Source organism: Streptomyces sp. NPDC041135 (assembly GCF_055592085.1).
On the sequence record NZ_JBVIYZ010000043.1, the window covers coordinates 1 to 22,919 of the forward strand.

Here is a 22,919-nt window from a genome sequence, read left to right on the forward strand (position 1 = left end):
CCTGACCTCAACCCGGTCGAAGGCATCTGGTCCGTCCTGCGACGCACCACCACAGCCAACCGCGCCTTCGCCGACCCCGACGACCTGATCACCGCCGTCCGACGCGGCTTACGCCAGCTCCAGTACCGCCCCGACGTCCTCGACGACTGCCTCACCGGCACCGGCCTCCGGCACCAGCCACCATGACGACATCACGCATTCAAGGTCAGTAGGTGTAGTCAAGGAGCCCGGGCGGCGAGTGAGGTGGTCAAGGTTCGGCAGCATCGCGAGCGGGTCGCCCAGAGGGCCGAGTCCTGCGCGACCTGGCTCTCTAGATGGTCGGCTACGTCCGCTCCGACCAGGTCACGCGCCCTGCCCGAACCACTTGACGTCCGCAGCCCGAAGTCGCGCGGCCTCCTCAAATGAGTAGCAATTACCGTTCCCCTGTGATGGCGGCAGCAACGAACATCTGAACATATGTCTGAGCCATGAGCAGAACGGAGTGTAAACGCCGACTCACCTGCTGTCCTCCATTCCACCCGGTGGGCGACCGCGGGGCGTCGGACTGGGTGCGCATGCCTCAGTCATTGTTCCAAAAGCAACCTCTCTCCCGCAGGGAAGCGGTTTAACGTGCATTGGATACAGGATGAGTGCTGATATCTTCGAGCGGTACGAGGCAGAGCTTGCCGGTCACAGAGAAACGTTCGCGGCCGATGGAGCGGTGGGGTTACTGACGTCTCCGTCGTGTGATGAACGCCTGTTCGCTCGCTGGCTGCTGCGCTACAGCGTGCATGGGGTGGCAATGACCGCCCCAGTAGAGTCCTGGATCGCGGGCGCCGGGGAGCGGTGTGTGCAGCTCGGCGACCAGGTTCTCGGCAAAGCACTCAAGGCTCACTCCCGTGCCGAGGCCGGTCACGACCGGATGATGGTCGATGACGCGCGCGCCATCGCGGCTCGCCTCAACAAGCAGTCCGCTGCCGTAGTGGACGTCGACGCTCTTCTTGCGGAGCCGCCGTTGGGTAGCACCCATGCCTACATCGAGCTGCATGAGCACGTAATCGCTGGGCCGACTCCGCAAGCTCAACTGGCCATCGAATACGAGATCGAGCAGCTGTCGGTCACCATGGGCCCACTTCTGTTGACCAACTGTGAGCGTGCGTTCGGAAGCGACCCGCGCTTCTACAGCTTCCTGGCCGAGCACGTTGAACTTGATGCCGGGCACACCGCCTTCAACCGCCGTCAGCTGCAGGAGGTGTTGCTCAAATCGCCCCAGGCACTGACGGTGATGACCGAGGCTGGCTCGACCGCACTGGCCTGCTATGCGGCGTTCATGGCCGAGTGTCTGCGGCTGGCGCAAGCCGACTTGAACATGGCGCCGGTTTCCGCATGACATCGCCTGCCCGCAGCAGTATGTCTTCGCCAACCGTCATCCCGTTCCGGGATATCTCCGTCGGATGGCGAGGGCTGTACCTGCGAATACGCCGACTTCCGCTCAACGTGTGTGACACCACCACGATATTGCAGGATTTGCGCGCCTTCCGCGCCGAGATCCTGTACGCCGCAGGGCGTCGCCCGGAGTTCCGCGCCCCGGATGGCCGCCTCGTCGATACCCACATGCTCGATCACGGCGCCTACCACCTCACAGTCCACCTCGAGCCGTCCGTGCCGCCAAGCGGTTACATCCGTTTGGCCCCCCCGGCCCTGACCGGTCACTTCCAAACTAGGGATCTTTTGGGAGACGACCGGTTCATCGCGCTTCTGGCCACCCATGAGATAGCCGAATATGCCGCCTTCGAACACAGCAGGCTCGTGGTCGCCGAAGATGCGCGCGGGGCCGGTCTGGGCATCTTGATGAATGCAGCTGCCATAGCGACTGCGCGAGCACTGGGTGCGGCTGGCATGGTCGGCATCTGTGGCATGGACGACGGACAACACCGTCTCCAGCAGCGCTTTGGATTCACGGTATGTCCGGACACTGAACACTATTCCACTCATTATCAGGATCATATATGTGTCGTTTCCCGCCAACTCGGCGACATGAACGACGAACATGAAGACCTCGTCCACCAACTCCATCAGCGCATCGTCTTCCGGATCAACGATTCCGCGGAAGTTATGGCAGAGCTTCCCGAGACGGTGGTAGCCGCAGGAACACAGGAGAGGGGTGTTTGACCTGTTCATGGCCTGTTTGCAGGCGGTGGTGTCGGGGTCGGAGCCGAGGTCGCCGATGGCGCGGTAGGCGTCGGGCAGGCGGTCACGGCGGTGGGCCCAACGGATCAGTTGCTTCCAGCGTCTGTGGTCGGCGAGGGCGTGTTCGACGGTGATGTGGTCGGATGAGTGCCGGTGACAGTCGCGTTCCCACTGGTCAACTCTGCCGGACAGTACTTCAGAACGCGGTTTCCTGGAGCTGTGTGATCACTTGCCGCGGTGGTCGCGGCTCAGGCCAAGGTAGCCGTCGTCCAGAAGAACGTCGGCACCAGGGAGGTGCTGAAAGCAGACGGCGATGCCCTCGGTGCGGGCGGCCGTGGCGTCGTGCATCCGTCCGGGCAGCAGGGCATCGGCCCATAACGTGCGGCCCCCACCGGTCGGCGACGACGGTGGCCTTCATCGTGTTCTGCTTCTTCTTCCCGGAAACGAACGCGCACCGGCCACCACGGCCGGCCGGTGGCTGGCGGACCTGGATACGTCAGCACCATCCGGTTGACCATGATCGCCACAGCCGGATCATGCCACCAGCCAGGCACGACACCTCATCCGCTGGCACGCACCAATGCGTGTAAGGGGTCAGTCGGCAGCACCAGGTGTTGAGCGGGTAGCAGCCACGGCCAGTGCACCACGGAAAGCTCCGCGCGCCCTGGCCGTGCTGTCTGAAGTCGTCGCCTGCCAGCACGCGATGGCGGCCGGGCGATACGACCCTCTGCCATATGTGATTGTCAACGGACCTGGGCAGCTGCTTGTTTCTCGATGTCGCGGACCAGTTCGGCGAGCCGTACAGGGTTCCTCTCCAGACCCCTGCTGCTGAGGAAGCGGAGCAGGTCGAAGAAGACGTCATCACTTGTGATCTTGCGGTCCAGGAGCATGGCGAGTGTGCCGGGCTCGTCGTAGGGCACCTTGCGGGCCAAGGAGCCGGCCTCGGCGTCTTCCGAGGCTGACGCGGACGTCTCCGTGCGCGGTTCCGGTACTGGCTGCGGTGCCATCGCCTCTTGACCACTGCCTGCCGACTCGATGACTGATGGCGGAGGTGAGATGTCCGGGAGCCCTTCTCCTATTACGGCGTAATAGTCGTCGGACTTCGTGACCTGAGGAGCGGGTGACTCTTGCTCCTCTCGTACGGTCTTCGGCCTGTGCTTCTCTTCCTCCTTCCGGGCCCGCTCCCCCTTGAGCAGTTCGAGAGCCGACGCTTGTTCAGCTACTGGCTTGCTGGCCACAGCACGCAACAGGTCGATGGGTTCCACGCCGATGCGGCTTTGCAGTTCAGGTGTGAGCTTGAGCAGCGCCAGGCGCTGTGACACCCACCCTTGCGAGCGGTGGAGCCGCTTCGCCAGTGCGGTCTGGCTGCCGTGGATGGCCAGGAGCCGCTGGAGGGCTCGTGCTTCGTCGAGTTCTCCGAGGTCTTGCCGGTGAATGTTGGCGACGAGGGCGGATTCGAGGAGTTCTTCGGAGTTGGTTCCCTGGTCATCACTGACCATAACCTTGACGGTGGCGAGTTGTGCCTCACGCGCCGCGGCGAGACGGCTGCTGCCGTCGATGACGACATGACTGGTGTCAGGCTCGAGGTCGGCCGCCCGTCCTGGGTTGGCTTTGATGTAGGCGTCGCGGTTCATGACCGTGATCGCTTGCTTCTGGCCGTGGGTCTTGAGGCTGCCAGCGAGGTCGCTGAGGTCACCGAGGCTGGAGCGGGGGTTGTCCGGGTTGAGGCTGATGCGGTGCGGGGGAAGCTCAGTGGGTGGGGCGATCCCTTCAGTGGGCACACCGGTGGCTGCTGCGACGGCCTGGCGGCGTGCACTGACGGGCCGCGCTGCCCCGCCGAAACGGCCGGCTCCCAACTGGTCGGCCTTGCTCATGCGATCTCCCGTGCCAGTGCGCGCATACCGACTGCCTGCTGCGATTTGGGGGCGTAGGACAGCAGGGGCCGTTTCATCCGGACGGCTTCCTTCTGTTCCTTGAGGTCTCCGATGAGCCCGATCACCCGAGGATCCTTTATGTCGACCCACCCTTGCAGGGAGGAGGTGGCGATGAAACCCCGGCGCGAGTCGTAGAGGTTGACGACAAGGCCGAGGTAATCGATGTCGACCTGGAGGTCGTTGCGCAGGTCGTCGATCTGCGTGGTGAGCAGTTCGTAGGCATCTGCGGAGCTGTCCTCGGCTTGTACGACGATGAGGGCTCCGGACTGGCCGGGGCGTTCTCCGTCCCGGCGACGCCCGTAGTAGGCGGCGGCGTCCATGCTGAGGCCGAGGCTTGGCGGGCAGTCGACCAGGATGACGTCGTAGTCAGCCTCGAGCGGAGCGAGTGCGCGTTCCAGTGCAGCCTCTCTGGCCCGCACGGCGGACAGGCGGACGTCAAGCAGGAACGCGTCGTTGCAGGCAGGCAGAAGGTGGAGCCGGCCGCCGAAGGTCTCCTCATCAATGGAGACGATGAGTTCCCGCAGATCGCCCTTGGGGTCGCCGGCCATGTGATTGGTGAGGCTGTCCCCGCTCATGGGCAGGGGTGATGCCCCGAGCTGGTTCGTGAGGTGACTTTGCGGGTCGAAGTCGACCAGCAGGACCCGCAGACCGAGGCCGGGCAAGCTCTCGACATCCAACGAGTTCTCGAGGGCTTCCCCGTCATGGTCCTCGCGTGCCCGGAGAGCCTCGGTGAGGGCCTTGGCGACCCGGACAGCGTGCAGCGTGTTGGCATCCTCGGCCAGCGCTTCCCCGAGGCCGGCGGTGATGGCAGTCTTACCGACGCCTCCCTTCTGGTTGCAGACGATGATGCGACGCGTGTTCTCGGGTCGCACGACCTCTGGAGCGGGATTGCTGTCGAGCCACAACTGCACAGACTGGGCGAGGCCCTGAATGAGGGAGACCCGGCGGTCGGCGGCCACTTGACGGAAGTTGTCCCACTGGCCGGGTGGTAGGAAGGTGGAGAAGGAATCGGCGCCTGAGGTGTCCACGGTCGCGGGCGTGGAGGCGAGGCCGCACCAGTCGCGGATGCCCTGCTCGACGGCGGCCTGGATCTCAGTGCCGTGCTGAGCGGCTCTGATCTTCAGGTTCTGCCGGAGCCATCCCGGCAGTTTGGAGACGACCTTGTCGCGGTCGCTGGAGGTGGTTGGCAAACTCATGGGTGACACCTTACTAACGTGGGAGATCATTGGAAGCATCGACACGTTAGTTGACAGCCCCGACGCTGGCAGCACCGGGTTACGGAACGGGTCGACCCTTATTACGCCGTAATAGGCCGCCTGGCAGTGGTACGACGACGGCCCCCTATTACGCCGTAATAGTCAGGACCGAACTTCGCCCAGCAGCGGGTGAGCATGAGCAGGACTTGGCGGCTCGAGGTCGGTGATGCGGACGGTGGCTCTGCCTCGGCGGTACGTACGGCGCTGATCGACTCGCATACCTCGCCGTCTTCCAGGACGACCTCCTCCGGGCCTACCGCGGCTTCCTCAACCGCCGCCGGGCCGAACGGGCGGAGCGGTCGGGCGATATCGGGAGCCGACCGAGCGAAAGTGACGCGACTTCCAACAGCACCTCGAACTGCGCGAGGTTCCCTGGCGTCCGGCGTCAGGCCAGCCGTTGACGGAACATCACCATCCGCAGTTGGCCAGTCCGACCAGGTGCGCGGCAGAAACGGGCAGTGCACAGCCACTCATTTGCCGGGCCAGTACCAGTTCGGTATCCCGATGGTAGTCGGCTGTCACCGGCACCGAGGTGGCCCCTCGCCGAGCGCCTCAACTCGGCTTCGCACGAATCCCGCCCTTTTCCGGTCCTGCCGCACTTGGCCTCCCGCACGCCCTGGTCGAGTGGGTCACCATGCCCACCTCCTTCCGTGAGGGGGCCCCGGCTCGCTGCACGTTCCCGCCTCACCAGCATGCTGTCTTCGGCCTCATCCGCCTCCGCCGACGCACACGCTCGCGCAGATCGCCGCCGACTTCGGCAGATGTGTCGGTACCGCCCACTCCAACATCACCGCCTGGGGCGGCCATCTGTCCCGCCGGGTTCCCGGGCTACTGCGGGTGCGCCCCCACCCACCTCTCACGGCAGTGAGGGCCCTGTAGACCGGTGCAGCCGGCTGGGCCGTACGCGAGCGGGCGAGGGCTCTAGGTGCATTGATCACGAGCGTTGTTGACGCCTGTCGGGCTTGATCATGGCGAAGACCTCCGGTGTGGTGGAGCTGTCTAGGAACACACCGCACGGAGGTCTTCGTGTCCCACCGTAATGCCCGGCTGACCGTTCACGGCAGGCTGCTGCTCATCGAGCGTGTCCTTTCCGGCCGCCCGGTCGCGCATGTCGCGGCCGAGATGGGCATCTCGCGGCCCACGGCCCACAAATGGCTGCGTCGCTGGCGGGCAGAGGGCGAAGCCGGCCTGCACGACCGTTCCAGCCGGCCCCACAGCACGCCGCACCGGACTTCGGCAGAGACGGAGGACCGGGTCTGCCGTCTGCGGCAAGAGCGCAAACTGGGCCCGGCCCGCATCGGCCCGATCCTGGGCCTGCCCGCCTCGACCGTGCACCGGGTCCTGACCCGACACGGCCTGAACCGCCTGGCCTTCCTCGACCGGACCACCGGCCAGGTCATCCGCCGCTACGAACGCGACCGGCCGGGCGAGCTGGTCCACGTGGACGTCAAGAAACTCGGCCGCATCCCCGACGGCGGAGGCTGGCGGGTCCACGGCCGTGCCGCCTGCCCCGACCGCCGCCGCACCACCGGCTTCGACTACATCCACTGCGCCGTCGACGATCACAGCCGCCTGGCCTACAGCGAAGTCCATCCGGATGAGAAGGCCGCCACCTGCGCGGCCTTCCTGACCCGGGCCGCGGCATTCTTCGCCACCTGTGGCATCCTCCGCATCGAACGCGTCCTGACGGACAATGCCTGGCCCTACCGCAAGAGCCTCGCCTGGCGGCAGGTGCTCGCCGACCTCGGCGCGGCCGGAAAGCTCACACGCATCTACCGGCCGCAGACCAACGGCAAGGTCGAACGCTTCAACCGGACCCTCCTCGAGGAGTGGGCCTACCTGCGGCCCTACACCAGCAACGACGAACGCACCGCCGCCCTGGCAGACTTCCTGCACGACTACAACCACCACCGCTGCCACACCGCACTCGGCGGCCAGCCACCGATCAGCCGCGTGAACAACCCTGCGGGTCAATACATCTAGGCGGCGCTGAACAGGGCTGCCCCTGAGGCATCTGCAGTCCCGACCAGCCCCCGACGCTTCGTCGGCCAGCGCATCGCCGGCCACGAACCTGGGCGCTCGTTCCTGCCGGTCACTGGAGCAATACCGTCGCCAAGGACCTCCGCCAGCGCCTCCTCGTCCTCGGCCTGGTACCGCGTGAGTCGCCCTGCCAGGCTCGGTGTGGTGAACACCAGTCGATGGAAGGCCACCACCTCCGGATGATCGCTGAGGCCGGTCACCGGGTCGTACCGATCGAGGCCGGCCCGGAAGTGCCGGTGCAGCACGACCACCGGTTCGACACCGGAGTCGCGGTCACGTACGACGCGGGCGGCCTCTCCCTGATGGTCGGCAAACCGGTGCAGCACCAGGTCCTCCTTAGTGGGGAAGTACCGGAAGAGGGTCGGCTTGGAGACCTCGGCCGCCGCGGCGATGTCGTTGACGGAGACGCAGTCGAAGCCGCGCTCCAGGAACAGCGAGACGGCCGCGTCGCCGATGGCGTCGCGCGTCCGCTCCTTCTTGCGGGCACGCAGCCCCGTCGGCTCACTCATTTGACCACCGTAACATCTTTAACCAGGTTGCTTTTTTAACTAGGTAACGCTTTCATGGACGGCATGCATCAGACAGACATTCCTCCCGTGCTCGTCACCGGGGCGACGAGCCGCGTCGGCCGCCTCGTCATCGACCAACTCCTCGACGCGGGCATACCGGTCCGCGCCCTCACCCGCCGCTCCCCAGCGGCGGCGGCGCTGCCGACGAAAGTCGAGGTCTTCACCGGCGACCTCACCGTCCCCGAGTCGCTCCATTCGGCATTGACCGGCGCCGGTGCGATCTTCCTCGTGTGGACCGCCCCGCCGCAGTCCGCGAAGGCGGTCGTCGAACGGCTGGCAGCCCACGTGCGGCGGGTCGTCCTCCTCTCCTCCCCACATCGGACGCCGCACCCCCTCTTCCAGCAGCCCAATCCCATGGCGGCGCTGCACGCCGACATCGAGTGCCGCATCACGGCCGCCGGACTCGATTCGACGATCATCAGGCCGGGGATGTTCGCGTCGAACGCCCCGCTCTGGTGGGCGCCCGCGATCCGGGCCGGCGAAGTCGTCCGGTGGCCCTACAGCGCTGCAGAGTCGGCACCGGTCGATGACCGCGACATCGCAGCCGTGGCGGCGCGGACGCTCTACCAGGACGGACACATCGGAGGTGATTACGTCCTCACGGGCCCCGAATCGCTGACCCACGCCGCGCAGGTGGCGATCATCGGTGACGTCCTGGGGCGCCGGATCGCATTCGAGGAGATAACGCCGGACGAGTTCCGGAAACTGTGGGAAGGCACGGTGCCCAGTTCGGCCATCGAGGTACTGCTCGGCGCCTGGAGCGCGTCGGTAGGACAGCCCGCCTACGTCACCACCGCGGTGGCCGACATCCTCGGGACCGCGCCCCGAACATTCCGCCAGTGGGCCGCCGACCACGCCACCGCGTTCGCAGAGGGTTGAGCTGCTTCACAACTTCGTCGGCCGCGATGTACGTCCCGATCGGAACGCGTAGGGCCTTGCCTCCTCCAGGTCCCGCCTCCGGATCGGCGAGCACGCAGGGCGGGGGATGCTCAGGCGGCCCAGGACGTGGTGCGTACCGACAGGACGCGCGTCTGCGCCCGACGTGCGCGCCATGGATGGCGGTTGTCTCACGCCGTGCCCTCCTTCCGGAAGGCGGGCAGGCACGGCGTCGGGGGTCCCCTCCAGGCGCAGCCGCGACCAAGTCGGTGAGGTCGGCGGGGAGCGCCGACTCGCGCCGCCACTCGGTGACAGCCACTGTGGTTGCGTTCGTTCATGCACCTGGCCCGGATGAGCCCGCCGCCGACGGACAGGCAATCGAAGGCGACCAGGGCGCTAAATGGTGACCCCGCCCCATCACAAGGCTCGGACCGGCACCAAGCCGTGCGGCCCGGCCATCCAGGTCCATTCGGACGGTACATGCCCTCGGCGAGTTTCCTCAGCAGCGGTCGGTCTCCATCCGGCTGCCCGGCTCGTCCACCGTCAGGGCGGGCACGGTCGAGGTGGGCATCGGTGGTGGGCGAGACTACGTACGGTTTTTCTTGGTGTACGTCGTGATGGTGGCGCCGGTGTTGAATACGCGAGAACCGGTCAGGGTCAGCACTTGCGGTACGAAGGGAGCCTTGAAGAGCGGGATGCCCGAGCCGGCGACCACGGGGTAGCGCTTGAGGACGAGTTCATCGATCTCCCCTATGAGCTGCCCGGCAAGGTCGGCGCCACCGCAGAGCCAGATGCCGGCGCCGTCCTGCTGCTTGAGACCGCGGACGAAGGTCACCGGGTCCCCGAAGACAATTTCCACGGCGGGATCGAGCTGGTCCAGGGTGCGGGAGAAGACGTACTGAGTGAGGTGCGGGTAAGGGCTCGATACACCGGCGACGAGGCCGGGTTCGTAGGTGGCGCGGCCCATCAGGACCGTGTCGAAGCGCTTGTTGGCCACTCCGTCCAGGCCTAGCGGGCCGCGTCCATGGGCCGGGATGGTCTCGGGGTACTCGGCGACCAAGGCGGCGGCAAGGTCCCCCTCGAAGGGGAAGAAGTCGAACTGGCCCCCAGGACCAGCGATAAAGCCATCGAGGGTCACACCGACGTAGTAAGTGAGCTGGCGCACGTGGCCTACTTTCGCTTCAGAGGCGCTCGGTCGATGCTGCCCCGTCATTCGGGAAGCCGGGGGTGACTTCATCGACGCTGGTCCGATGATTCTCCGACCGGCTGAAGATATCGCTGCTCAGAGGGCCGTACGCCGCCTGACAGTCTGTCCCAGCAGACCGGGTGCCAGGTCGGACAGCTCGCGGCGGACGGGTACCTCCAACAGCGCCCCCGTCTCCTGGAACCCGATCTCACCACGCGAGGGAGTCTTCCTCGCATTCGGTTGAAACACCCCGTCCAGGGTGTCGCGGATCCGATCGACGCTGTCGTGGAGCGCATCGTGCGGGAAGCCGAGCAGGGCGCGGGGCCTACGCATGATGATGGTCGTCGTCGCGGAAGGCGCTGGTGGCGCTCGCAAGATCGCATAGAACGCCGCGGAAGGCGACCGGCCCGTCGTACGTTGCCAAAGGAACTTGCAATGCCATGCCCTCATGCTGGCCTCTGACCGCAGGCCCGGCCTGAGTAGCAGCTACTCACCAGCGCCCCGCCGGGACCGGGCCCCGCCGCCAACGGCAATTCTCCGCCCGCCGCTGGCGAAACCGATGGCATCGAGATCCGAGGTGCACGACGGGGAGTGATCGGCTCTACCGCACCCGCCCGTCAAGTCCGAGCAATTCGGCGGCGGCTTCCTCGTACCGTGGACTCTTCAACTCACGCAGCGCGTCGCGGGCGACAAACAGGGTCCGACGAGCCTCGTCGTAACGGGCCAGCCGGCACAGCACGATGCCGAGGTCGAGGCGGGTGGGTTCGGCCCAGGTGGCCAGGTTCACGGCCTCGAAGGTGGCCAGGGCCTGCTGGAGGGGCACTTCAGCCTCTGCCCACCGTCCCAGCGCCGCGAGATCGTTGCCGATGTGCTGACGAGCCGCCGCGAGGTACATGGTAATCAGTTCGGCAGGCGCCCCGGCATTCTCCGCCTGACAGATGGCCTCGCTGCGCCGGTGGATGGCCAGGGCTTCCTCGGCGCAGTCCGACTGGCGCAGATGACTGCCCAGCAGGTTCAGGGCTGACAGTTCGGCCAGGCGGCCCTGTGCGGAGGTTTCGTCAGCGAGACAGGCGACGGAGTCGCGCAAGCGGGCTATGGATTCCTCCACGCGACCGATGCGACGCAGCGCCGAGGCCCCGTACCCGAGCGCCCAGCCCGTCTGAAGCCGGTCGCCAGTCTCACGTGCCACTGCCAGGGCGGCGTCGGCAGCGGCGAGCGCAGCCTGTGGCTCGTGGACGCAGTTGTTGTACGACCACGCCAGGAAATTCAGCTGGACGGCTTCCTCGTGCCGACTGCCCAACGCGCGGGCCGCATCGACTCCGCGCCTGAAAACCTCCACCCAGAGCTCCCAGTGCTGGTTGAGGTCGGAGAACCAGTGCATTGCCCGGGCCGTGTCGATGACCTGCTGGTGACGACCCGCGTCCTGCGCATGACGCAGCGCCGCGAGCCACTGGGCCCGCTCGGCTTCCAGCCACGTACGGGCCTCGTCACGGTCAGCGGGTGCATCTGCGGGGTCGGGATCGTCGTACGGGGTGTCCTGGTCGTGGTCGGCGTCGAACCGCAGGGCCGCGGCGGTGGCCCGGCGGAGCATCCACTGCGCCGTGCGCTCCAGTGCGGCCTGGGACACCGCAGTACCGTCCTCAGCGGCCAGCTGCTCGGTGGCGAAGAGCCTGACGAGGTCGTGGAAGTGGTAACGCTCGGCTGTGGCGTCTGATTGCAGCAGGCCTGCATCCGCCAGTTCATCGGTGTACCGGGCCACCCGGCCGACCGGCAGGTCGGCCAGCAACGCAGCGCTCTCGGGGCTGAAGTCGTCTCCCGCAGCCAGGGAGGCGCAGCGCAGCACGGTTCTGGCTTCCGGGGACAGCTGTTGATACGACAGGGCGAAGGCCGCTCGCACCTGAAGATCACCGACCTGCAGTGTGTCCAGACGCCGTCCTTCCTGGCGCAGCTGCGCGGCGAGCTTGCCGATGCGCTCGTGTGGCCGACCAGCCAGACGCTGACCGGCGATCCGTACGGCCAGGGGCAGGAAGCCGCACAGTCCAGCAACATCGCGGGCTGCCTGTGGCTCCTCCCGGACCCGATCCGCGCCGACGATGCGGCTCAGCAGCTCGACCGCCTCCTCCCGGCGCAACAGCGCGAGATCGGTCCGGTGGACTGCTTCCAGACCGGCCAGGGCGTGACGGCTGGTGATGATCGTCAGACAGTGGCCGGCGCCCGGCAGCAGGGGGCGGACTTGGTCCTCGCTTGCCGCGTTGTCCAGCACGAGCAGCAAGCGCCGGTCGCGCAATACGGAACGCAGGAGTCCCGACCGTTCCTCGGCCGAGCCCGGGATCGCGTGCTCGGCCACGCCGAGCGCCCGCAGCAAGCGTCCAAGGGCGTCGCGCGGGGTGGTCGGCTCGGGGTCCATACCGTGCAGGTCGAGGGAGAGCTGCCCGTCAGGGAAGTGCGGCGTCAGGCGGTAGGCGGCGTGCACCGCGAAGGCGGTCTTGCCCAGCCCCGGCTGCCCCGATACCACGCTGACCGGAGAGCAGGCAGGGGCGGTCTCCCGCACCAGGCCAAGTAATCGGGTCAAGGCCGGCCCGCGTGCGACGAAGTCGCTGATGTCACGGGGCAGAGCGAGGGAACTGCGGCCTCGCGCCCCGGTATCCGGTCGCGGACGGGGCCGGCCCAGACTGGCAGCTCGCTCCAACTCGGCGGCGGACGCCTCGTCCAGGCCCAAGCCGGTGGCCAAGGCCTGCACGGTACGCCGCTGCGGTCCCCGGGAGCGGCCGCGCTCCAGATCCGCCAGCGCGCGCACGCTGACCCCCGCAGCGTGCGACAGCCTCTCCTGACTCATTCCGGCACGCGTGCGTAGGGCGACCAGCAGCGGTCCGAAGCCCTCGTCGACCGCTTTGGCATCTTCTGTATCCATACCGCACTCCTTCTATTCAGCCTGATCTCTCAAAACGATCTTCCGGCAGAAGTATGGCGGTCGGTATTTCCGCCGGGGGAACTGCCTGGTGCCGATGGAGGCCTGACTGATCAACTCGTTCTGCACGGGAGAACGGCCCTGCCGGACGGCGGGCACCCCATAGCGCTGATCGTGGTGATCCGCCGTTCGGGGCCGTCCGATCGGGCGAGCAGTCCATCTCACGACGTCCGTGCGGTTGATGAAGGAGAGAAACTTGTGGAGAGAGCCAACCATCTTGCCTACTGCCGAGCGGGGGTCCCGTTCTACGATCACCCGCGCAAAAACCGGGTCGACACGCCGTTCCCGGCCGCCGGGCGCCCTGCGCCGGCCGGCTGGCGCCGCGTCGAGTCCACCAACTGGGTGTACCTGAGCCCCGAGGACGCCCGGCTCCCCGAACAGGGCTGGAAAGTGCATGTATCGGCCACCGCGCCCGACGCGGCAAAGATCATCGACACGGTGTGGGACTACTGTCTGGCCCGTTCCCTGACCTTCAAATTCCTGCCGCACGCACGAGCCCACCAGTTCACGAACGGCAAGTACGCACCCCGCGGCAGCAGCGGCAAGCTCATTACGCTCTACCCGGTCGATGATGCCGATCTGAAGGGCGTCCTGGACGAACTCGAACCCGTCCTCAGCGCCTACCGAGGTCCGTACATCCTCAGTGACCTGAGGTGGCGGCATGGACCGCTCCACCTGCGCTACGGAGGCTTCGCCCACCGCGAGTGCCTGTCCGAAAGCGGAGAGCGCACAGCGGCCATCGCCCGGCCAGACGGGGTACTGGTCCCGGACGAGCGCACGCCGGTCTTCCGGACACCTGACTGGGCCCCAGTACCCGGGTTCATCGCCGAGCAGATGGCTGCCGGCCGTGCGGCGGAGGACGGACCCGCCTTCCCCTACGCGGTGGAGAAGGCTTTGCACTACTCCAACGGCGGCGGCATCTACCTGGCCACCGACAATGCGACGGGGGAGCGGGTAGTACTACGTGAGGCCCGCCCTCTGGCAGGTCTGGACGGCGCGGGCGACGACGCGGTGACCCGGCTGCACAGGGAAGCCGAGACGTTGTGCCGTCTCACCGAGCTGGACTGCGTCCCCGCGCTGCTGGGCACGTTCACCGCCTGGGAGCATCACTTCCTGGTGCAGGAGTACATCGAGGGTCAGACGCTTCAGCAGTTCATGGCCACTGCCAGTCCACTGACCATGCCGGGCCGCAGCGTGAGGCAGCGCCAGGAGTACACGGATACCGCACTGGACATTCTCCACCAGCTCGAACGCATAGTGGAAGACATCCACGCCACCGGAACCGTCTTCGGTGACCTGAGCCCCAGCAACGTGATGATCCGTCCCGACGGACGCGTTGCGCTCATCGACTTCGAGATCGCTTACCGGCCCGGTACAGAGGACCCTGATCCCAGCATCGCCACCCCCGGCTTCGTCGCCGCACATGCCACCGGTTTTGACCGCGACCACTATGCACTGGACAGTCTGCGACTTGCACTGTTCCTGCCGCTGACCACGACCCTAGACCTCGACCCGGCCCGGGCCGGTCAGCTCCTCGATGCTGCGGCTGAACTCTTCCCCCTTCCAGCTGAGTTCACCGAGCGCGTACGGTGCGCACTGACCCCTCCCGGTATGACAGCCCGCGCAGACCGGAAGGTGGCTGACCTGTTCGCGGCCGCCGCAGGAGATTCTGACTCGGCGTCCGCCAGCGAGCTGGAACAGGCTCTGGTCGCGGCCATCCGGGCCAGCGCCACCCCCGAACGCATCGACCGGCTCTTCCCCGGTGAGCCCACCGCCCTGCATGACGGCGGCTACACCCTTGCCCACGGTGCCGCGGGCGTCCTGTACGCACTGACCGTCACCGGGTACGAGACCGATCCCGAACACCACGAGTGGCTGTGGCAAGCAGCCCAGCGTGCTGAGCAACCCCGCCCGGGCCTGTATGACGGCCTGCACGGCGCCGCCTACACCCTGAGTCTCCTGGGGCGCCAGGACCAGGCCCTCGAGTTGCTGCACCGTGCTGTCAGCCTCACCACCGATGCGACTCCCTCCGGCCTGCACGAGGGGCTGGCCGGCATCGGACTCAACCTGCGCCACCTCGCACGAGCCCTGGACATGCCACACCTGAACAAGTACGCCCTGGAGGCCGGTGAGTGCCTGGCCGCACGGCTGTCCGGGGCAACGCGGGCCCCAACCGGCCGGGTTGGACTCATGCGCGGCTGGAGTGGACCCGCCTTGTTCTTCCTCAGCCTTTACGAGGACACCGGCGAATGCCGGTACCTGGACCTGTCACGCCGGGCCCTCCACCTCGATCTGGAGCACTTTCCCGGTGCCGCCACGGCATCCGCCCCAAGCAACGCTCCCCGGGCGATGCCCACCCTTGCGGCAGGCAGTGCGGGCATCGCCGTTGCCCTGGCCGCCTACCTGCGCTACCGCCGGGAAGAAGCACTCACCGACACTCTGGACGCTCTGCAATCCGCCCTCAACCTGGAGTTTACCGTCCACGGCGGTCTCATCGCCGGCCGGGCCGGTCTCGCCGCCGGCTTGGCCCACAACGGGGCCGCCGAGCACGATCCAAGTCTTGCTGCCGCTCTCACCGGCCACGTGCGCGATCTCGCCTGGCACGCGATGCCCTATGGGGATGGCGTCGCCACCTTCGGCGCCCAGAACATGCGCCTCTCCATGGACCTGGCCACCGGTACGGCAGGCATACTCCACGCGCTGCGAACGGTCGCCGGCCGACTGCCCGTGCTCCCCCTCATCTGCAGCCCCCGCCAGGGACAGGACCGGTCATGACCGTGCGTAACACGCGGAACGCCGACGAGACGAACCGGCGAAAACGGTGCCCACCGGCCCGGGGCAAGTGGCCATAGCCCTGTGCCACCGAGCCGTCCCGGACGGCCTCGATTCCCTGTACACATCCGCAGAATTCCAAGGAGAACCTCATGAACGCGATCCTCGACCTCCAGGTGCTCACGCCTCAGACCGACTCGGAGGAACTCGACGGAGCCATCGGTCAGAGCAGCACCATCTGGTTCTGCCACACCGACATCAAGTAAGCGATGGTCACGTCGGTATCGGAGCTGGTCTGACCGACTGAAAACGAAGGTGAACCGGGTGGGGACGGGCGTTGGCCCGCCCCCACCCGGCGTTTTCCGCTCGGGACGCGGAGTCGCAGGTGCTGTCGATGGTCTTCATCCGCAACCGGTTGCGGATACCCCTGCCACGCGCCGTACCTCGGCCGTGTCGTCGGCGACTCGGTGGACGGACACGTCTGGCGGGGTCTGCACGGACACGAGCCTGTGCGCCACGGGCGGTCAACGATCCAACCTAGCCGGGGCCGTCCCGCAGGAGTGTCACTGTCCCGACCTCTCCAGAGACGCGTCCCTCCCGCTCTGACCCCACCCAGACCCAAAAGCGCGCCGTAGCCGGCCGTGGCACCGCCCACTGGGCGGTGCCACGGCCGGCTACGCCCGTCCCGCCCCGAGGCGCCGAGCGGATGCAGATCCCAGTCCTGTGACTGGCAGGTGCGGTGGACGAGGCCGACACTCACGAAAAAAGCCCCTGAGTGCTCCGTGCGTCCGCGATCACCATGGCCACGAACAGACCTGCACGTTCGCCCCTTCATGGTCTGCCACATGGCCATGTGGATGAACAGCACCACAGAGATCAGTCGCAACGAGTTGAGCGTGCAGGTCACGAACTGCCCGCGCAACAATGCCCGTCTCCCAAAGCCCAGCTGTCCGATGACGCGGAACTGACAACTGACGGCAAGGTCCACGTCGACTGCCCACCTTGCCTGGCCGACCGGATCTGGAGGAAGCGTAGACCTGCCTGCCGGGACTGGGGAGGCCGCCATCGTCGCACGAAGGGACCGAGGGCTAGGGAGGGTCCGGCCAAGGGGCTGAGGTCCTGTCAGTCCCTCAATGCATTCTCGCAGGTCAAGAGGCACTTTCACCCCAGGAAAGGGACTGAAGGGACTGAGACCTCCTATATATAACGCCGCCAGAAGAACTGCTTCATGTGCGCGCCCGCGCGTACCAAGAGTAGATACGTGTACAGCTCATAATTAGGAAGTTCAGTCCCTTTGGTCCCTCATCCTGGACTGAAAGCCCCTCTGACCTGCGGTTTTGGGAACAGGGACTGAAGCGGGGTCAGCCCCTGAGGCGTCCGGCACAGCCCCTGTCGGGGCTCGACCTCTGTAGGCCGTAGCGCCGCAAGACCGACCCGCGCGCCCTTGCCCAGTTGCTTCCTGTCTCTGGTAAGGAACGCGGAATGAGGGCGAACCCTCCTACCGACGCGGAGGGCAGGGACTCAAGGGACTGAACACTCAATAGTTGCGGCGCGCCGCAGGGGCTCCTTCGCACACCCCGGTCAAGCCCCTACACTCTCTTCCCGAAGTACAGTCCCTTCGGTCCCTGACGGCACAGCACGACTCGGCTGACCTCAGGTTTAACCGCAGGACTTGAAGATGAGAGACGACCCCTGACAAGGACTGACCAGTGCCGCGCCATGGAGAGATCCGCACACCCGCTCTGAGCAGGACTGTGCAGCCTCACGCCACGGCTCGCTGGTGCGCAGGACAAGGCTGGCCGGTCCACCCTCTGGCACCAGGCCGCAAGACCCCGGCTGCCAACTGCGCTGAATGCAGGGACCGAAAGCACGATCCGAAGACCTGTCCCTGTCTGGCGATCGGCAGACCATGTCACGGATTCCACGCCGGGACTACCGATCCCGAACGCATCGATGCCTGGTGGGGAGCCCAGCCGACAGCAGGCGTAGGCATCGCATGCGGCCCGGCGAACCTGGTCGTCATCGATGTGGACGCCCACTCCGCCCCGGTCCCGGACCGATCCCGTCTCCTGCCAGGCATCCTCATCCCCGAAGCCGTCAACCTGAACGGCCTGGCCTCCGGGTTCGACACCCTCGCTCTCCTTGCTGCTTACCGCAAGCAGCCCGACCCAGCACTCGATGAAGGGACCTTGCGCGTACGCACCCCGTCCGGTGGTCTGCACATCTGGTATCGCAACCCGCATCCCGAGCAACGGATGCGCTGTTCCACGGGCTCCAGCCTCAAGACAGCGCTGGCGTGGCAGGTCGACGTGCGGGCCCACGGCGGCTACATCATCGCTCCGGGCACCCGTACCACCGACGGCGTGTACCAGGCAGTGGGGGATACCCGCATCCCGGCTCCGCTTCCGGACTGGCTCAAGAACGAACTCGAGCGGACCGGCCACGTCATCCGACCTCCAGCTCCCAGAACGCGAGTACTCTCCGTACCGCGAGCGCGAAGCCGACGCAGTCCTGCAGTTGCCCAGAGGGTCCTGGATCCCTTGCTCGATGCGGTAGCCGGCTGCGCGGAGGCGCCTGAAGGCACCGGTTTCACGGATAAGCTGAACCGGGCCGCCTACACTGCCGGAGGCCTTGCCGCATCCGGGTACTTGGAGCAGGCAGCAGTGCGCGAGCAACTGCTGCAGGCAGCCCGGATCGCCCGCCCCGCCCAGCAGATGCGGAACGAGAGAATCATCGACAGCGGACTTGCAGCAGGAGCCGCCCGCCCGTTTCACCTCGAAGGACGTTCATGAGCAGCGCCGACACGCCTTTCAGCGCACAGGCAGCCGCTCAGCAGATGCTCGACCTCGAAGCGGCCGCCTCGAAGCAGGCCACCACCCTGCTTCCGGCCCAGGTCCAGCCAGCTACCACCGTGCCCGCCACTCGCCCCGCAGGTCTCTTGCCTCCGCACTTGTCCGACCGCGGTAACGCCAAGCTCTTCATTCGCATGTACCGCGACGAATTCCGGCACGCAGAAGGTCTCGGTTGGTTCACCTGGGACGGCTACCGCTGGAAGCGCACCGGTGGCGAAAAGGCCGCTCTGTGGGCAGCCGGCGAAATGGCCGAGAACCTGGCCACCACTGACCCCGACGGCATCTACAGCAACCGCGAACTCGCCCAACACCGGCGTAAAACCCTCTCAACCACCGGCATGCAGGCCCTGCTCACCCAAGCCAAAGCATCCCCGGACCTCTCTGTCGACCCCGATGTCCTCGACGGTGACCCCTACGCGCTGTGCACCCCGGCCGGCATCGTCGATCTGCGCACCGGACACCTGCGCAAACCCGACCCGGCACGCGACTTCCACTCCAGGGCGACCGCCGTCGGGCCACTGCCCCTGGGAACTCCGCGCTGGGACCGCTTCCTGACGGACACCTTCGGCGACGACGCCGAAGGCCGGGAGATGATCGACTTCCTGCACCTGCTGCTCGGCTATTCCATCACCGGCGACGTCGGCGCCCAGGTCCTGCCCTTCCTCCACGGCGAAGGCAAGAACGGCAAGAGCGTTCTGCTCGACACCATGATCCAGATCCTGGGTGACTACGCAGACGCCGCCCCACCCGGCTTTCTCATGGACCGCGGCGCCTACGCCGAACACTCCACGGAACTCACCGAACTCCACGGCCGGCGCCTAGTCGTGTGCAGCGAACTGAAACCCAATGACAAGTTCGACGAAGCCAGAGTGCGCCTGCTCACCGGCGGCGACAAGATCAAAGCCCGCCGGATGCGGCAGGACTACTTCTCCTTCACCCCCACTCACCACCTTTGGCTCCTGGGCAACCACCGCCCTGAAGTCTCCACGGGCGGGTTCGCCTTCTGGCGTCGCATCCGTCTTGTGCCCTTCACCCGTACCGTCGCCGCGGAACGTCGCATCGACAACCTCGCCTTCGAACTCGTACGCGACGAAGGCCCCGGCATCCTGCAATGGCTCATCGAAGGAGCCCGGCGCTATCTCACTACTCGTGACCCTCTCGAAGGCCCCGACCGGGTCCGGCTTGCCACCAGTGCCTACGCCACCACCGAGGATCACATCGGCCGCTTCCTCACCGAATGCTGTACCCGCACCACCGACCCGGACAGTGACCTGCGCGTCGAACAAGGCTTGCTCTACACCGCATACAGCGCCTGGTGCACCTCCGGCGAGGGCATCCGCCCCGCCACCGCCCGCGCCTTCGCCACCCGCGTCCGCCAAGACCTCGGACTCACCTCACCCTCTGAAATGATCAAATCCAACGGTCGCAAGTACTACCCCGGCCTCGGACTAGCGGTGGACGAATGACCCACATCGGATACACGGCCACTAGCTGTGCTTCACACCCGCACCCGCAACCGAACTACGATGGAGAACCGGCCGCCCCCCAGGCGATCCTCTCACCGCGCACCACCGCCCGACCTACCGCCCACACCACTTACGCACACGCAGCCACTCCCCGCACCGGGAGCCAGCCAACCAAGAAGGGGCCGCAGCCATGAGCTCGCTGTTGGAAGCAAGCGAGATCACCCACGAAGCGGGCGTGGTGTGGCTGGAAAACCCCGATCAGCTCGACTACGTCCGCCAGGCCATCGACAAAACACCCCGTCGCAACAACAAGCCCCGCTACGCCCGTGACGGCCGCATGATCGGCTACGCCGTTCTGGACGACGAAGCAACACCCGACCCGGACAGCGGCCTGTACCGCAGACGCGTGTTCTTCCTCCTCCCACACGACCGTGACACCCAGCCTCAGGGCCCGTACGCCACCGGCGCTCCGGGAGAAGCCGTCGACCCACGCACCATCAAGCCGAAAAGCCCGGGCGCGAAGACGAACCGTTCACAGGGACGCACCGAGGCCATAGCGTCAGCCAGGCCATGACCGACGCGTGCCGGTCAAGACGCTGTTCGCCGCGATAGTCACAGGGTGGGGTCCGGATGCGATTGGCGGTCTCCACCGCCGTGGGTCGAGTCGGAGATGCCCGGGGATGAGTCATCCGCTGTGAGGGGCCGGCACCTCTCTCCGTCGAAGCGGCGCCGGCTCGTACAGCGGTCATCAGTTGATCGTTGCCCATTGATGGGTACTGCCCTGATGGACCGCGGCGTAGATACGGTCACGCAGCAGGTTGGCGTCGTGGTCGGTGAGGGTGCGGTCCAAGTGTCGCAAAACCACCTTGAGCAGGACGTTCTTCTGGTCCGAGCGGGCGCCGAGACGCTCCAGGGCTTGGGGCGGGAGGTCCGCGCACGGCGTCTGGGTGAGGATCTCGATCGTCTCCACGCAGTCGGCCTCGGTGCCAAGGGCGTCGCGAACCCGATCTCCGAGATCTTCGGCCAGGTCGTCGCGGTCGATCGCGACGGAAAGGTCCCGGCGGATCGCGGGCATGGGGGACACGGGCCGGTAGGGGGCCAGATCGGTCATCTGGGTGGCCACGGACGGTTCGGCCGAGCGCAGGATGCGGATGTCCGGGACGCCCTTGATCAGCATCAGCATCCGGTCCAGTCCCATGCCGAGCGCGAGGCCACTCCACGAGGCGTCCAGGCCGGCCCGCTCAAGAACCTGCGGGTGAGCCAGGCCGCATTCCGCGACCTCGATCCATTCGCCGTCGCGGTCCACGTCCACTTGGCGGCCGGACAGGGTGTAGGGGTGGACACGGTCCTTGTGGCGGTGCTTCGCTCGGGGGAGCAGTGCTTCAACGAGGGTCGTGACCATCCCGTCCAGGTCGGCCGTGGTCATCGGAGCCGGACGGCGGGTGACGCGCCACAGGTCAAGCTGGTGGGGGGTTCCGGTGTGCAGTCGGTCGATGCTGTCGCGCCGGTAGACCAGTCCGGGGCAGACCAGGAGCACGTCGTCGGCCGGGTCCGCGGCCAGGGCCCGCAGTGCGGCCGGGACCAGCGCGCTGGAATGGCTGCGCAGCATGAGCTGGTCATCGATGTAGCGGGTGTAGCGGGTGTCGCGGGTGATGTCGTCGGGTCGGTAGCCAAGGTTGTCGTAGTTGTCTTCCACGGTGACGATGCGCTCGCCGCGCCACCAGCGGACCTGGCAGCCCCAGTGGTTGGCCAGCGCGTCCACGGCATGGCCCAGGACGAGTTGCAGGGCATGGGGTCCGGTGGCGGGGTCGCTGAGGTCCTGGATGGACAGGTCACGGGCAAGGTGTTCGGCGGAAAGGTGAGCGGGCATGTCGGCCTCCTGGCCAGAAGCAGTGGCGGGGTTCCCTACACCCCCCAGCCCCTGGGTCTGACCGCTCGACGGGGTCAGCCCGGCTCAGCTCTGGAGACGTGGCGAAGTCGGACCCCTGCGGCACCCTTCGGAGGCCAGGGGGCCGGTAAATTGGCGAATGATCGCTACGACGGCCACACCATGACTATAGCTGCCGACGACGCGTCGCCCTGCTGTTTTCCTGGGCAGGCACCGAGTCACCGGCGGACGTCACCGGGCGCCAGCAAGTGCTGACCCCGTACATCGACTAGGGATGGCTGGAAGGAGCGGCGGACGTTCTCCGGCTACGTACCGGGACTTCGCCATCAGCAACAGGGAGCGCCCTGTTCCCCGAGGTGGGCCAGGTGTGCTCGTCCAGCAGGGCCCGCGCCTGGCCGTACGAGAGGTGGGCCAGTTCGGTGTCCGGCCACTCGTCGCGGCCACTGACCACCTTGCCGGGCCCCGGGCGGCGAAGGGTGACGAACACCCTGGCCACGACTGCGGCCCTTGAACAGCCCGGTCAACGGTCGGGTGGTGCCGGTGCCCTGCTGACGCCCTCAGCCACAGTCCTCCCGACCCTGGTCGGCGGGTCTTGGCCTGGGCGCCCTTCGCTCTCACCAACGCGCGTGGTGGTCGGCCGGGTCCAGGCCCCTGATGTTCAGGCTCAGGAAGTCCCCATGCTCGTCTGCGACGGGCCGACAGGTGTGCCCGACGCTGCCGTGAGAGCTGGCCCAGGACCGTCGGGCCGACTGCGCCGCCATCTGCTGGGTCTTGTCCCATACGCCGGCTGCTGCCCCTCCTCGCTGGAAGCGGGCCCCGCAGACGCTCTACAGCGCCTTTGACGGACACCTACTGACCTTCAAAGCGTGGTGTCGGCAGGGCTGACGGTTCATGATCCCTGCGGTACGCCGGTGGCATGAGGTATGCGCAAGGGGGCGGGCTG

14 protein-coding genes and 2 pseudogenes are annotated in these 22,919 nt (G+C 66.8%); 9 read left to right on the forward strand and 7 right to left on the reverse strand.

Translation table 11 applies throughout. The features are described 5' to 3' along the window. From ACZ6CZ_RS35965 to ACZ6CZ_RS35975, 3 genes and pseudogenes are all read left to right on the forward strand, one after another. Positions 1 to 186 (forward strand): annotated as a pseudogene (locus tag ACZ6CZ_RS35965) (IS630 family transposase); the annotation flags it as partial. A 439-nt stretch (positions 187 to 625) separates the two neighbouring features. Further along, a complete protein-coding gene (locus ACZ6CZ_RS35970; protein WP_469029931.1) occupies positions 626 to 1,369 on the forward strand; it encodes an iron-containing redox enzyme family protein in 744 nt (247 codons plus the stop codon). Continuing rightward, positions 1,366 to 2,151, forward strand: coding sequence for a hypothetical protein (locus tag ACZ6CZ_RS35975; RefSeq protein ID WP_469029964.1), 786 nt, complete (start codon positions 1,366 to 1,368; stop codon positions 2,149 to 2,151). The genes ACZ6CZ_RS35970 and ACZ6CZ_RS35975 overlap by 4 nt, the downstream gene beginning before the upstream one ends. 24 nt (positions 2,152 to 2,175) lie before the next feature. Here the strand turns inward: ACZ6CZ_RS35975 and ACZ6CZ_RS35980 are convergent. The 3 genes and pseudogenes from ACZ6CZ_RS35980 to ACZ6CZ_RS35990 all read right to left on the reverse strand — a co-directional run. After that, positions 2,176 to 2,662, reverse strand: a pseudogene (locus ACZ6CZ_RS35980) (transposase family protein); the annotation flags it as partial. Between the two features lie 250 nt (positions 2,663 to 2,912). Next, positions 2,913 to 4,043, reverse strand: coding sequence for a ParB/RepB/Spo0J family partition protein (locus ACZ6CZ_RS35985; protein WP_469029934.1), 1,131 nt, complete (start codon positions 4,041 to 4,043; stop codon positions 2,913 to 2,915). Beyond that, positions 4,040 to 5,299 carry a ParA family protein gene (locus ACZ6CZ_RS35990; RefSeq protein ID WP_469029937.1) on the reverse strand — a complete coding sequence of 420 codons (1,260 nt, stop codon included), beginning with the start codon at positions 5,297 to 5,299 and terminating at the stop codon, positions 4,040 to 4,042. Before ACZ6CZ_RS35990 ends, ACZ6CZ_RS35985 begins: the two co-directional genes overlap by 4 nt. Before the next feature lie 1,086 nt (positions 5,300 to 6,385). On the opposite strand from ACZ6CZ_RS35990, the gene ACZ6CZ_RS35995 reads away from it, so the two are divergent. Further along, positions 6,386 to 7,342 carry an IS481 family transposase gene (locus ACZ6CZ_RS35995; protein ID WP_469029940.1) on the forward strand — a complete coding sequence of 319 codons (957 nt, stop codon included), beginning with the start codon at positions 6,386 to 6,388 and terminating at the stop codon, positions 7,340 to 7,342. Here ACZ6CZ_RS35995 and ACZ6CZ_RS36000 read toward each other — a convergent pair. After that, positions 7,339 to 7,908 (reverse strand): TetR/AcrR family transcriptional regulator, encoded by a 570-nt coding sequence (locus ACZ6CZ_RS36000; protein ID WP_469029943.1) that lies wholly within the window; start codon positions 7,906 to 7,908, stop codon positions 7,339 to 7,341. The genes ACZ6CZ_RS35995 and ACZ6CZ_RS36000 overlap by 4 nt on opposite strands. Before the next feature lie 63 nt (positions 7,909 to 7,971). Between ACZ6CZ_RS36000 and ACZ6CZ_RS36005 the strand changes: the two genes are divergently transcribed. Beyond that, positions 7,972 to 8,847, forward strand: coding sequence for an NAD(P)H-binding protein (locus ACZ6CZ_RS36005; RefSeq protein ID WP_469029945.1), 876 nt, complete (start codon positions 7,972 to 7,974; stop codon positions 8,845 to 8,847). 583 nt (positions 8,848 to 9,430) lie between these two features. On the opposite strand, the gene ACZ6CZ_RS36010 is transcribed toward ACZ6CZ_RS36005, so the two are convergent. Together ACZ6CZ_RS36010 and ACZ6CZ_RS36015 are read right to left on the reverse strand one after the other, a co-directional pair. Continuing rightward, the gene (locus tag ACZ6CZ_RS36010) at positions 9,431 to 10,009 is read right to left on the reverse strand and encodes a dihydrofolate reductase family protein (RefSeq protein ID WP_469029948.1); all 579 of its coding nucleotides are present in this window, start codon (positions 10,007 to 10,009) and stop codon (positions 9,431 to 9,433) included. Positions 10,010 to 10,631: 622 nt separating this feature from the next. Next, positions 10,632 to 12,941, reverse strand: a complete 2,310-nt coding sequence (locus ACZ6CZ_RS36015; RefSeq protein WP_469029950.1) for a helix-turn-helix domain-containing protein — start codon at positions 12,939 to 12,941, stop codon at positions 10,632 to 10,634. Between the two features lie 255 nt (positions 12,942 to 13,196). On the opposite strand from ACZ6CZ_RS36015, the gene lanKC reads away from it, so the two are divergent. The 4 genes from lanKC to ACZ6CZ_RS36035 all read left to right on the forward strand — a co-directional run bounded on the left by lanKC (position 13,197) and on the right by ACZ6CZ_RS36035 (position 20,662). Then, on the forward strand, positions 13,197 to 15,773 hold the full coding sequence (lanKC, locus tag ACZ6CZ_RS36020) for a class III lanthionine synthetase LanKC (protein WP_469029952.1): 2,577 nt from the start codon (positions 13,197 to 13,199) through the stop codon (positions 15,771 to 15,773). A 1,751-nt stretch (positions 15,774 to 17,524) separates the two neighbouring features. Continuing rightward, positions 17,525 to 18,562, forward strand: coding sequence for a bifunctional DNA primase/polymerase (locus tag ACZ6CZ_RS36025; protein ID WP_469029954.1), 1,038 nt, complete (start codon positions 17,525 to 17,527; stop codon positions 18,560 to 18,562). Next, positions 18,559 to 20,088, forward strand: coding sequence for a DNA primase family protein (locus ACZ6CZ_RS36030; protein ID WP_469029956.1), 1,530 nt, complete (start codon positions 18,559 to 18,561; stop codon positions 20,086 to 20,088). The genes ACZ6CZ_RS36025 and ACZ6CZ_RS36030 overlap by 4 nt, the downstream gene beginning before the upstream one ends. A 190-nt stretch (positions 20,089 to 20,278) precedes the next feature. Then, positions 20,279 to 20,662, forward strand: a complete 384-nt coding sequence (locus ACZ6CZ_RS36035; RefSeq protein ID WP_469029959.1) for a DUF6009 family protein — start codon at positions 20,279 to 20,281, stop codon at positions 20,660 to 20,662. Positions 20,663 to 20,836: 174 nt separating this feature from the next. Here ACZ6CZ_RS36035 and srmL read toward each other — a convergent pair whose 3' ends face one another. Continuing rightward, on the reverse strand, positions 20,837 to 21,958 hold the full coding sequence (gene srmL, locus ACZ6CZ_RS36040) for a PheS-related mystery ligase SrmL (protein ID WP_469029961.1): 1,122 nt from the start codon (positions 21,956 to 21,958) through the stop codon (positions 20,837 to 20,839). Between the last annotated feature and the right edge of the window lie 961 nt (positions 21,959 to 22,919).